An 11654-nucleotide genomic window follows, 5' to 3' on the forward strand; every position below is an offset into this window, starting at 1 on the left:
TGGGGCGAAACGCCCATCCATGGGGCCCAAAGTGCAAGATCGGCGCGAGCGGCGGGCGGGCACGGGGCGGGCGGGGGCGGGGCGGGCGGGCACGGGGCGGGGGGCGGGGCGGGGCGGGGCGGGGGCGGGGCGGGGCCGGGGCGTTGGGTGCTGGGGTCGGGGGTGCTCGTCTAGGGTGAGGTTCGCCGAGATCGCGCTAGGAGCATGCCGTGGAAGCGACCGAGATCCGCAAGCTCGCCGCTCTGGAGGACACCCACTGGTGGTACCGGGAGCGGCGGGTCCTGCTGGCCCGGGCGCTGCGCCGGCTGGCCGCCGCCGGCCACGTCCCCGGGCGGGCGCTCGACGTCGGCGCGGCGGGCGGCGGCAACACGCGGGTGCTGCGGGCGCACGGTTGGCGGCCGGTGGCGCTGGAATACAGCGCGGAGGGCGCCGGGGTGGCCCGGGAACGCGGGCTCGACGTGATCCGGGCCGACGCCCGGCATCTGCCGCTGCCGTCGGCGAGCCTGGGCCTGGTCACCGCGTTCGACATCCTGGAGCACTTCGACGAGGACCACCTGGCCGCCGCCGAGATCCGCCGCACGCTGCGGCCCGGGGGCGTGGCGCTGATCGCCGTGCCGGCCGACATGGCGCTGTGGTCGGCGCACGACGTTGCGGTCGGCCACGTCCGCCGCTACGACCGGGCGTCGCTACGGGCCGTGGTGGAGAAGGCCGGGCTGGTCGTCGACGAGTTGTGGAGCTGGAACGTGCTGCTGCGCCCGGTCGCGGCGTGGCGGCGGCGCTCGTCCACCGGCAGCGACTTGAACGAGCTGAACCCGCTGGTCAACCTGGGGTTGCGGGCTGTCGTCACCGCCGAGCGGCACCTGCCGGTGCGGGCGCTGCCGGGGGTGTCGCTGATGCTGCGCGCCCACCGCCCCGCCACCGACTGACCGCCGACCACACCGCCAGGCCGCCGACCACGCCACACCTCCAGGCCGCACCACACCGCCACCGCCTGACCGCACCACACCGCCCCGCCGACGACTGACCGTCACGCGCACCGCCCCGCCACCGACCAGCCTGACCACCCACCGTTACCATCCATCGGCCCGTCCGGGGTGGACCGGGCGGTGTGGACGACCACGGGGATGTGCGAGCGGTGTTGCGACGGATCGGGGCGGCCCTGCTGGCCGTCCTCTGCACGGTGTCGGCGGCGGGCTGCGCCGACGACGGGACGCGGGCGGCGGCGGGCGGCGGCCCGTCGCCGGTGGTGACGGGCCCGCCCTGGTACGACGAGGTGGCCCCCGCCGAGGCCGGCGTCACCGTCGGCGCGCCGGGCAGCCCGTGCGAGCTGCCGGTCACGTTCTCGCTGCCGGCCGGGTGGACCCCCGAGGCGGTGGCGGAGGAGGCCACGATCACGCTGGGCGGGGCCCGGCTGCGCTGCGAGGTCGACGCGAAGCCCGCCGGCAGTGTGGGCTTCCTGCGGGTGTGGGCGGCCGACGGGTCCACCGGGGACGGCCGCGCCACGCTGGAGGGGTTCCTCGCCGACTACGGCCGGGTCAGCGAGATCGAGTACCGGCGGGTGCCGGGCGGCCCGCTGGAGCTGACGGAGGCGACGTTCCTGCAACGCAGCGAGTTCAGCGGCCCGAACCGGCAGCGGGCGCTGGTGGCGGACACCCCGGCCGGCGGGCCGGTGCTGCTGACCCTCGGCGGGATGGACACCGACGAGTTCGAGGCCATGTTCCCGGCCTACCAGCTGGCGACGCGGACGCTCCAGGTCAACTGACCGCCGGGGCCGTCGGGGCCTTCGGGACCGCCGGGTTCCCCGGGACCGAAGGGGCCGCTGGGGCCGCCGGGCTCCCCGGGACCTCAGGAGCCGCCGGGACCGCAGGAGCCGCCGGGCTCCCCGGGGCCACCGGGCTCCCCGGGGCCACCGGGCTCCCCGGGATCACCGGGACCGCCTCGCGGGCCAGCACGACCGCGCCGAGCAGCGCGGCGTCGTCGGCGAAGCCGGAGAGCACCACCTCCGGCCGGTACGGCAGCACGGCGGCGAGCCGCTCGACGAGCAGGCCACGGATCAGGTCGCTGCCGGCCACCCCGCCGACCAGCACCACCCGCTGCGGGTCGACCAGCAGGCAGCAGGTGACCAGGTGGCGGGCCAGCTCGTCGACGCGGGCGGTCAGCGCGTCCCGGGCCGGGCCGGGCGAGGCGGCGGCGGCGGCCAGCCCGGCGGCCGACCCGGGCACGCCGAGGTCGTCGGCGAGCCGGTCCAGCGCCCGGCCGGAGAAGTCCAGCTCCAGCATGGTGCCGGGCCAGGGGCCGCCGGCCACGGCGTACCCGATCTCACCGGCCGCCCCGTGGTGGCCGGGCAGCACGGCCCCGCGCACGGTGAGCGCCGCCGCGACGCCGGTGCCGATGCCGACGACCAGGCCGGGGTCGGCGTCGCGGAGCGCGCCGAGGCGCAGCTCGGCCAGGGCGGCGGCGTTCAGGTCGTTGTCGACGGCGACGACGGGCGCGCCGAGCCGGTCGCGCACCGCGTCGGCCAGCCGCAGCCGGTCCCAGCCGGGCACGTTCGGGGCCAGGTCGATGCCGTCGGGCCGGACCACCCCGGGCGAGGCGACGCCCGCCGCCGCGAGCGGCCCGCCGGCCTGCCCCACCAGCTTCGCGGCCAACTCCAGGGCGCGGTCCAGGGCCTGCGGGGCACCCCGTTCGGCGTACGTGGGCACCCGCTCGCGGGCCAGCAGCCGGCCCGCCGCGTCGGCGACCCCGACGGCCATCTTGGTGCCGCCGAAGTCGATGCCGAGCAGCACGCCGTCGTCGCCGGTCACCCGCGCACCGTCGGTCACCTCCGCGTCGCCGGTCAGCGGGGCGGGCGGGGTGGCGGGGCCGTCCAGCCGCAGGTTCACGGGCCGGTCCCCTCGGTCGTGGTGGCGCGCGCGCTCACCGGGCGGCCCGTTCGGCGGCGACGGCGTCGAGCGCCTCGGCGGCGGCGGCGAGCCGGGCCCGTACGGCGGCGAGCCGGCCGGCGACGGCGTCGAATGCCACCCGCAGCGTGGCCACCTGGTTGCGGACGGCGCACCGGCCGGGGCCGTCGACCTGCGCCCGGTCGAGCACCAGCTCGGGGCGGACGGCGGCGGCGAGCAGGTCGGCGACCGCGTCGTCGTCGAGCCGGTCGGTGACGCCCTGCGCCGCCGCCCGGACCCCCTCGGCGGTCCAGGTGTCGGGCGCGCCGGCGCGGACCAGCCGGCCGACGACGGAGTGGGCCGCGCGGAACGGCACGCCGTGCCGGGTCAGCGCGTCCGCGGCGGCGGTGGTGGTGGCCCCGGAGGCGACGATCTCCTCCGCCGACGGGGGCTCCAGCGGCTCGATCTCGGCGAGGAAGCCGCCGAGCAGGGCGAAGAACCGGTCGGTGCGGTCGTTGCTCTCCCAGAGCCGCACCTGCACGTCGGTGGTGGCGTTGTTGGAGTCCTCCCACCAGGCCGCGCCGACGTTGTTGAGCACGCTCGCGGCGTCGGCGGCGGTGGCCCCGGCGTACGAGACGAGGTGTTCCAGCACCACCGGGTTGCGCTTCTGCGGCATGATGCTGCTGCCCTGGGTGAAGTCGCCGGGGGTGGTCACCCAGCGCCAGCTCAGCCAGTCCATCAGGGTGCGGGCCAGCCGCGCCCCGGTGGCGAGGGCCTGCGCGTTGAGCGTGCCGACCCGCACCAGGTGGTCGGCGCCGGCCACCGCCTCGTACGAGTTGGTGACCAGGCCGGCGAAGCCGAGCAGCTCGGCCACCCGGGCCGGGTCGATGTCCAGGTCGGTGCCGGCGAACGCGCAGGAGCCCAGCGGCGAGACGTTGAGCGCGTCGATCAGGTCGGCGTACGCGGCGGCCTCGCCGGCGAGGGCCTCGGCGTAGCCGGCGAGGGCGTGGCCGATCGTGGTGGGCTGGGCGGGCCGACGGTGGGTGTACCCGGTGATCACCACGTCGGCGTACCGGTCGGCGGCGGCCAGGGCGGTGGCCCCGGTGGCGAGCACCCGGTCGAGGACGCCGACGAGCTGGTCGCGCAGCAGGATCCGGAACACCCCGGCGTCGAGGTCGTTGCGGCTGCGGGCCATCTGCACGTCCAGCTCGGACGCCGGCACGCCGCACGCGGCGGCCAGCCGCTTCTCCAGCAGGTAGTACGTGTCCTCGAAGGTGCCGTCGAACGGCGGCGCGGCGCTGGTGTCGGCGCGCAGCTCCGCCAGCCCGCGCAACAGCCGGGCGCCCCGCTCGGCGGGGATCAGCCCCTGCTCGGTCAGCATCACCACGTGCGCCTGGCTGGCCCGCACCATCGCCGGGAAGAGCCGCCCGACGTGGTGGTCGTACGTGGGCCGCAGGTGGTGCCGCTGGTAGGTGGTCAGCGCGGGTGTGCTCATCGGGGTCTCTGCTTCCTTCCGGTGCCGGGCGCGAACGTGGGCCGGGCGCGACGCCGTTCGCCGCGCCCGGGACGTCAGCCGGTCGTGGGGTCCAGGCCGAGCAGGCGCTCGGCGTTGCCGGCGAAGATCGCGCGCAGGTGGTCGTCGGGCAGGCCCAGCTCGTGGCAGACGCGGAGCTGGTCGTCGAGGTAGCGGGTGACGTAGCCGCGCGGGAACCACGACGAGTCGCTGCCGTAGACGATGCGGTGCGGGCCGATGGTCTCGTAGCAGCGCCGGAACAGGTCCTCCAGCGTCAGCTTGTAGGGCATCCAGCGCACCCACTGGTTGGAGCCGGACGTGTCGACGTGGATGTTCGGGCAGCCCCAGGCGGCGAAGAGGAGGTCCTGCACGTGCTGGACGCCGAAGTGCGGCACCACCACGGCCAGCTCGGGGAAGCGCCGGGCCATCCGGGCCAGCTCGTCGGGGCCGCCGTGCCGGCCGAAGCTCAGCCCGCCCGCGCTGCCGTAGTGCCCGATGTGGATCAGCACGGGCACGCCGAGGCGCTGGGCGGTGGCCCAGAGCGGGTCGAGGTCGGCGTGGTCGAGGGGGCCGCGCAGCAGCGGGGCGAACAGCTTCAGCCCGCGCAGGCCGCGTTCGGTGACGGCGCGCTCCAGCTCGGCGGCGGCCCCCGGGGAGTAGGGGTCGTGGTGGGCGAGGCCGAGCAGCAGGTCGGGGTGGCGGTCGACGACGTCGGCGACGGTGTCGTTGCCGCCGCCGGTGACGAACACGGCCCGCCGCACGTTCACCCGGCGCAGCTCCTCGGCCCACCGGTCCGCCTCGTCCTCCCAGCGCTGCGCCGGGGGCTCCGGGTCGGCGAAGGCCCACGCCCGCCGCCACTTCGCCGCGTACGGGGCGGAGCCGGCGGCGCGGACGGCCCGCTCGTGCTCGCCGCCGGGGTGCATCCCGGCGGCGTGCTCGCACGCCTGGATCGTCGGGTCGGCGGCGATGCGGAAGTGCAGGTGGAAGTCGACGATGTCGAGTCCCCGGTCGACGGTCACGACGCCGCCCCCTCGCCGGGCGGTGAATCCGGCAGCGGGTCGGCGGTGGGCGGGGCGGGCGGGGCGGCGGCCACCCAGGCGGCGACGACCTCCCGCAGCCGCGTCCCGGCCAGCTCGCGCACCCGCCGGCCGGCGGGCTCGTCGGCCAGCGAGATGTGCCCGGACCAGCCCTGCCACGGGTCGGGCCGGGACTCCACCAGCACGTACGGGTGGGTCACCGGCAGCTTCGGCTTCGGCGGGAGGTCGTCGACCGCGCCGAGCCGGACCGCGCCGGGGTCGAACCCGAGCACCCCGGACGTCTCGTACGCGCCGCCGTGGCCGCGGGAGACCTGCGGCCCGTACAGCTCGGTGGTCTCGGCGGGGGTGACGAGCTGGAACCAGTTGACCAGCAGCAGGCTCGCCGTACGCCGGCCGGACACCCACTCCATCGCGGCCCGGACGGTGGACATGTTGGCGTCGTGCCCATTGACGATCAGCAGCCGGGGGAAGCCGGCCGCCACGATGCCCTCGATCACGTCGGCGAGGTAGCCGACGGCGATCTCCGGCCGGATCGCCACGGTGCCGGGCCACGGCCGGGTCTGGCCGGGGCAGGCGGCGTACGCGACGGCGGGGAAGAGCACCCCGCGCGGGCCCGCCGCCGGGGGCGCGGCCCCGTCCGGGGTCCCGCCGCCGGACGGGGCCGCGCCGTCTGCGGAGGCCCGCGCGCTCTCGGCGGCGAAGCCCTCGGCGAGGATCAGGTCGGTGCCCAGCGGCAGGTGCGGGCCGTGCCACTCGACCGCGCCGACCGGCAGCACCGCGAAGTCGGCCGCGGCGGCGACCGCCGCCAGCTCCCCGCCGGGGACCCGGGCGACCGGGACCAGCCCGCCGCGGGCGAGCCACTCGGCCACGTGGCCGCCGGCCGGTGTCGTCACGCCGTCCATCGCGCCGCCTCCCGGGTCGAGCGCCGGCCGCCCTCCAGGCGGCCGGAGACCACCATCACCACGAAGATCAGGACCACCTGGAGCATGCCGTACGCGGCGGCGGTGCCGACCTCGAACGAGTACATCCGGTTGTTGATCTCCACGGAGATGGGCGCGGTCTCCGAGGTGTAGATGAGCACCGAGGCGACGAACTCGCCGACCCCGTGCACGAAGGCGAGCAGCGCGCCGGCCAGCACGCCCGGCAGCATCAGCCGCAGGGTGACCGTGCGGAACGCCCGCCACCAGGACGCCCCGAGGTTGCGGGCGGCCTCCTCCAGCGACGGGTCGAGCTGCGCCAGGGCGGCCGAGCTGGAGCGGAACACCAGCGGCAGGAACCGCACGAAGTACGCCAGCGGCATGATCCAGAAGGTGCCGATGAGCACCTGCCCGAAGCTGAACGCGTTGCCGGTGCTGAACGCCGAGATCAGGTTGATCGCCACCACCGTGCCGGGCAGCGCCCAGGCCAGCATGACCGCCACGTCCAGCAGGCCCCGGCCGCGGAAGTCCAGCCGGCGCACCGCGTACGCGATGAGCACGCCGACCACGACGCAGGCGACGGTGGCGATGAGGCTCATCTTGAGCGAGTTGAGGATCGGCTGGAACGCCCTCGGCTCCGCGAAGATCGTGACGAAGTTCTGCGTCGTGTACCGCGCCGGGATCACCTCGGTGGTCCACGAGCCGTCCCGGGAGAACGCCACCAGGGCGATCGTCGCCACCGGCGCGAGCAGCACGGCCGTGGCCAGCAGGGACGCGGCCAGGGCGAGCCACCGGCCGAGCGGGTTGGTGATCTCCCGCCGGTGGGCGGCGACGCCCTTGGACTGGGAGCGGTAGCTGCGCCGCCCCTCGTACCAGCGCATGCCGAGCAGGAACAGCACCGAGACGACGCCGAGCACCGACGCGTAGGTCGACGCCATCGGCAGGTCGCCGTTGGTGCGGTTGATGTAGATCTGCATGGTCATCGTCTGGTCCACCCCGAACAGCAGCGGGGCGGTGTACGACGCCAGCGACGTCATGAACACCAGCAGCGACGCCGACACCAGCGCCGGGGTGAGCATCGGCAGCAGCACGGTGCGCCACACCCGCACCCGCCCGGCGCCCAGGTTGTACGCGGCCTCCTCCACCGACGGGTCCATCCCGCCGAGGGCGGCGGACGCGGAGAGGTAGAAGTACGGGTACATGGTGAACGTGTGCACCACCAGCACCCCGGCGATGCCGCTGAACGGCAGCACCGGGTTCTCCGCGCCGAAGAGCTGTTGCAGGCCGCGCGGCAGGATGCCGGTCTCGCTGTAGAGGAGCTGGAACGAGATCGCCCCGATCAGCGGCGGCAGGGCCGCCGGCACCAGGATGATCGCCTCGATCAGCTTGCGGCCGGGAAACGAGAAGCGCTTGAGCAGGAACGCCATCGCCACGCCGACGATCCCGCAGAGCAGCACGCTGGCCGCCGAGATGATCAGCGAGGTGACCAGCGACGACCGGGCCACCCCGCCGCCGGTGAGGAAGCTGCCGTAGTTCTCCACCCCGTCCACGCCGACACTCTCGGCGAAGGTGGCGAACATGGGCTGCACGACGTACCCGAAGAGGACCAGCGCGAGCGGGAAGACCAGCACGTAGGGGAACCAGCGGGAGCCGGTGCCCCCGGCGAACCGGTCGGCCAGCCGGCGGCGCGGTCCCGGCGGCGGCGTCGGCTCCTTGGTGACCGGGGCGACGGTGGCCGGGCCCGGGGCGGCGGGGATGGTGGTCACGGACGCACCACCCACATCCGGTCCCGGTTGAGCCGCAGCCCGACCTGGTCGCCGACGGCGATGCCGGCCGGCACGTCGACGGCGGCCACCTGCATGCGCTCGCCGGCGGTGTCGACCACCAGGTTGGTGGCCATCCCGGTGAACTCCAGCTCGATGATCCGGCCGGGCAGCGCGCCCGGCTCCGTGGAGGTGAGGCCGATGTGCTCGGGGCGCACCGACACCTGGGCGGTCTCGCCCTGGCGCAGCCCGTGGTCGGCCGGGGCCGGCACGTCGATCTCGCCGCCGCCGGGCAGCCCCACCGTCACGGTCCGCTCCGTGGCCCCCTGCACCGGCAGGGTGAGCACGTTGCTGCGCCCGATGAACCGGGCGACGAAGCTGGTCGCCGGGCGGTGGTAGATCTCCTGCGGCGCGCCGATCTGCTGCACCCGGCCCGCCTGCATGACCGCGATCCGGTCCGACATGGCCATCGCCTCGGCCTGGTCGTGGGTGACGTAGATGCCGGTGGTGCCGGCCTCCTGCTGGATGCGGCGGATCTCCGTGCGGGTCTCCTCGCGCAGCTTCGCGTCGAGGTTGGACAGCGGCTCGTCGAGCAGCAGCGTCTTCGGCCGGATCACCAGGGCGCGGGCCAGGGCCACCCGCTGCTGCTGGCCGCCGGAGAGCTCGTCGATGCGCCGGTCGCCGTACCCGGCGAGGTGCACCTGGCCGAGGGCCTCCTCGACGCGCCGCTTCGACTCGGCGCGGCCGACCTTGCGGATCTTCAGCCCGTACGCGACGTTCTGCGCGACGGACAGGTGCGGGAAGAGCGCGTAGTTCTGGAACACCATGCCGGTGTCGCGCTTGTTCGGCGGACGCCGGGTGACGTCCTCCGTGCCGAACCGGATCCGGCCGGAGGTGGGGAAGTAGAACCCGGCCACCATGCGCAGGGTGGTGGTCTTGCCGCAGCCGCTCGGGCCGAGCAGGGTGAAGAACTCCCCGGCGGCGATGGTGATGTCGACGTCGGCCACGGCGGCGGTGTCGCCGCCGCGCGCGAAGCGCTTGCTCACCGACTCCAGCGTGACATCGATCATGGCGTCCTCTCCTGTGGTGACTGGGTGGTCCCGGGGCGGGCACTGTGCAAGGAAGGGCCCCCTGTTAACGCCTGCGGTAGAGAAGGGCCCCCTTCTCACCCCCGCTGGGCAGGGCCCAGGGCGCAGCAAGCCCGCCCCGGTGCCGCCGTGGTCAGCCCTTGTTCTTGATCTGGCTGTTCCAGTGGTTGATCCACTCGGTCTCGTTCTTGCCGATCACGTCCCAGTTGACGTCCAGCGGCTTGAGGTTGAGCTCGGCCAGCCACTGCGGCTTCTCGGCGATCTCCACGGCCGGGATCTGGTAGTAGTCCTTGGCCAGGTCGGCGCGGAGCGCGTCGTCGAAGAGGAACTCCATGAACTTCTGCGCGCCGGTGGTGTTGCCGCCCTTGACGGCGGCGATGCCGTCGACGAGCACCGGGGCGCCGGAGGCCGGCATCACGTAGCCGAACGGCATGTTCGACTGGTTGGCCTGGAGCAGGATGTCCTGGAGGTTCCAGGCGCTGAGCACGCCCTGCTGGCGGGAGAGCTTGAGGTAGAGGTCGGCGGGGTTGGCCGCGTACGAGCCGGTGTTGGCGTCCAGCTTCTTCAGCCAGTCGTAGCCGGGCTGCGGGTTGCTGCCGTCCGGCGACTGCCGCATGATCATCGCCGCGTAGATCGACCGCATGGTGCCGGACGCGGCGACGTCACGGATGACGATCTTGTCCTTCCACTCCGGCTTCAGCAGGTCGTCCCAGTCCTTCGGGGCCTGCTCCGGGGTGAGCGCCTTGTTGTTGTACATGATGACCTCGGGCAGCAGGATCTCCCCGAACCAGCGGCCCTCGGCGTCCTTGTACTTCGCGTCCATCTTGGCGGCGAACGCCGGCTGCCAGCCGGTCAGCAGGTCCTCGGACGCGCCCGCGGAGAGCCCCTGCTGGGTGCCGCCCCACCAGACGTCGGCCTGCGGGTTGGCCTTCTCGGCCCGGACCCGCTCCAGGATCTCCTGCGCGCCCAGGTTGAGGATCTCCACCTTGCCCTTGTACTCGGGGTACTTGGCGGTGAACTGGTCCACCACGAACGTGGAGACCTTCTTGTCGCGGGCCGTGTAGATGGTGAGCTTCTCGGCGCCCGCGTCGCCGGACGCGTCGTCGCCACCGCCGCCGCAGGCGGTGCCTGCGGCGAGGACTGTGGCCAGCGCACCGACGAGGAGAAGGCGACGTCTCATGGGGTACCTCCGAGGGGTTCGGGTCGGGCGGAGCTAGGGGGTGGGAAGCAGGGTGGGCAGCCCGGTGGCCGCCGCGGAGAGGGCGTAGCTGACCGCGCCGTGCAGCACGGCCCGGTCGCCGAGCACGGCCCGGCGTACCTCGGTGGTGCTCGGCGCGGCGGCGGCGACCAGGGCCTGGAGCCGGTCGACGGCCGGGTCGTCGAGCTGGGCGGCCGCGCCGCTGAGCAGCACCCGGCCGGGGTCGATGACGCAGACGCAGGAGACGATCAGCCGGGACCACGCGGTCAGCACCTCGTCGAGGTACGCGGCGGCGCGGCCGTCGGCGCGCGCCAGCTCGACCAGGGCGGCCACCGGGGCGTCGGGCCGCCGGCCGGGGGCCAGGGCCACCATCCGCTCGGCGACGGCGTTCTCCGACCAGCGGGCCTCGAACGGGCCGATCCCGTCGTGCCCCCGGTCGGCCGGGTCCAGCGGCAGGAAGCCGACCTCGCCGGCCGCCCCGCCCGCGCCCCGGCGGACCTGGCCGTCGAGCACCAGCCCCGCGCCGATGCCGTCGGCGACGTGCAGCAGCAGCAGGTCGGCGACGTCGCTGCCCGCGCCGGCCGCGTGCTCGCCGGCCGCCATGAGGTTGACGTCGTTGTCGACCACCACCGGCACGCCGAGGTGCCGCTGCACCGCCTCCCCTATCGGCCGGCCCTCCACGAGGCCGACCGAGGGGGCGAGCCGGACGGCCCCGCCGGAGGAGACGCCGGGCGCGGCGATGGCGACCCCGCGCAGCGCCGGCAGGCCGTCGCCGGCCAGCTCGGGCACCGACCGGCAGATGGTGTCGATGATGTCGCCGGCGAGGCGGACGGTGCGGTGGGCGACGACCGTGCCGTCGCTGTCGGCGATCTCGCAGCTCAGCCGGGACGGCTCCAGGGAGACGGCGGCGACCAGCTCGGCGCGCGGGTTGAACTCCAGCATCGCCCGGGGGCGGCCGGCGCGGGACGCCCCGGGCCCCCGCTCGATGAGGTAGCCCTCGGCGATCAGCTCGCGCACGAGGGGGGTGAGCGTGGCGGGGCTCAGGCCGGTGAGCTCGGTCAGCTCGGCGCGGGAGAGCACCCGCACCTGGCGGGCGGTGGAGATCACGGACAACCGCTTGATCTCCTTCGACCGCTCCCGGCTCACCGGGCTCGTTGGTGGCGTCACCACGTCAGTCACACTTCCTTCCTACGGCGAACGAACTATCGAGTCAAGTAACAAAAACGTCTCGGCCCGCCCGAGCCACCCTCACGAACAGG

10 protein-coding genes are annotated in these 11654 nt (G+C 74.9%); 2 read left to right on the forward strand and 8 right to left on the reverse strand.

Annotated features, from left to right (window positions below; all coding sequences use genetic code 11):
• Positions 1-209: 209 nt before the first annotated feature.
• Positions 210-926, forward strand: a complete 717-nt coding sequence (locus tag O7628_RS04395) for a class I SAM-dependent methyltransferase (protein WP_278128526.1) — start codon at positions 210-212, stop codon at positions 924-926.
• Between the two features lie 209 nt (positions 927-1135).
• Positions 1136-1762 (forward strand): lipoprotein, encoded by a 627-nt coding sequence (locus O7628_RS04400; RefSeq protein ID WP_278128528.1) that lies wholly within the window; start codon positions 1136-1138, stop codon positions 1760-1762.
• Here the strand turns inward: O7628_RS04400 and O7628_RS04405 are convergent.
• The 8 genes from O7628_RS04405 to O7628_RS04440 all read right to left on the reverse strand — a co-directional run bounded on the left by O7628_RS04405 (position 1755) and on the right by O7628_RS04440 (position 11574).
• Positions 1755-2882 carry an ROK family protein gene (locus O7628_RS04405; protein ID WP_278128530.1) on the reverse strand — a complete coding sequence of 376 codons (1128 nt, stop codon included), beginning with the start codon at positions 2880-2882 and terminating at the stop codon, positions 1755-1757. The two genes, O7628_RS04400 and O7628_RS04405, sit on opposite strands and share 8 nt — an antisense overlap.
• Before the next feature lie 34 nt (positions 2883-2916).
• Positions 2917-4374: a lyase family protein gene (locus tag O7628_RS04410; RefSeq protein ID WP_278128531.1), complete on the reverse strand. Its 1458-nt coding sequence runs from the start codon at positions 4372-4374 to the stop codon at positions 2917-2919.
• 74 nt (positions 4375-4448) lie between these two features.
• A complete protein-coding gene (locus tag O7628_RS04415; RefSeq protein WP_278128532.1) occupies positions 4449-5411 on the reverse strand; it encodes an amidohydrolase family protein in 963 nt (320 codons plus the stop codon).
• Complete coding sequence (locus O7628_RS04420; RefSeq protein WP_278128533.1) at positions 5408-6331, reverse strand: creatininase family protein; 924 nt, start codon at positions 6329-6331, stop codon at positions 5408-5410. The genes O7628_RS04415 and O7628_RS04420 overlap by 4 nt, the downstream gene beginning before the upstream one ends.
• Positions 6319-8112 carry an iron ABC transporter permease gene (locus tag O7628_RS04425; RefSeq protein WP_278128535.1) on the reverse strand — a complete coding sequence of 598 codons (1794 nt, stop codon included), beginning with the start codon at positions 8110-8112 and terminating at the stop codon, positions 6319-6321. Before O7628_RS04425 ends, O7628_RS04420 begins: the two co-directional genes overlap by 13 nt.
• Positions 8109-9179 carry an ABC transporter ATP-binding protein gene (locus O7628_RS04430; protein ID WP_278128536.1) on the reverse strand — a complete coding sequence of 357 codons (1071 nt, stop codon included), beginning with the start codon at positions 9177-9179 and terminating at the stop codon, positions 8109-8111. Before O7628_RS04430 ends, O7628_RS04425 begins: the two co-directional genes overlap by 4 nt.
• A gap of 151 nt (positions 9180-9330) precedes the next feature.
• Positions 9331-10377 (reverse strand): extracellular solute-binding protein, encoded by a 1047-nt coding sequence (locus O7628_RS04435; RefSeq protein ID WP_278128538.1) that lies wholly within the window; start codon positions 10375-10377, stop codon positions 9331-9333.
• A gap of 33 nt (positions 10378-10410) precedes the next feature.
• Positions 10411-11574: an ROK family protein gene (locus tag O7628_RS04440; protein ID WP_278128540.1), complete on the reverse strand. Its 1164-nt coding sequence runs from the start codon at positions 11572-11574 to the stop codon at positions 10411-10413.
• Between the last annotated feature and the right edge of the window lie 80 nt (positions 11575-11654).

It is taken from the genome of Micromonospora sp. WMMD956, assembly GCF_029626125.1.
In the GTDB taxonomy this organism is placed as follows: domain Bacteria; phylum Actinomycetota; class Actinomycetes; order Mycobacteriales; family Micromonosporaceae; genus Micromonospora; species Micromonospora carbonacea.